Here is a 217-nt window from a genome sequence, read left to right as displayed (position 1 = left end):
GCTATTAACTTCACTAAGCCATGAAAATTTAGCCTTTTTCTTTTTCTTAACCAAGTGACTTTGAATCTTGGTTCGTGATAAAGACTTACCAAATATAGCATAGTAACGTTTTTGCAATGCTAACGCCCAGTTGAACACAAAACGGCTACAGCCAAAGTGCTTTTCGATAAGCACCTGCTGTTCACGATTTGGGTAAATGCGATATTTATAGGCTTTA

At 36.9% G+C, this 217-nt stretch carries 1 protein-coding gene; it reads right to left on the bottom strand.

Features of this window, described 5'->3' with window-relative positions:
* On the bottom strand, window positions 1-217 hold a 217-nt coding region (locus A1232T_RS13575), incomplete at both ends, for a helix-turn-helix domain-containing protein (protein ID WP_167367093.1).

The organism is Psychrobacter pasteurii (assembly GCF_900162815.1).
Lineage (GTDB): Bacteria > Pseudomonadota > Gammaproteobacteria > Pseudomonadales > Moraxellaceae > Psychrobacter > Psychrobacter pasteurii.
This window is presented reverse-complemented; position numbering and strand designations above follow the sequence as displayed.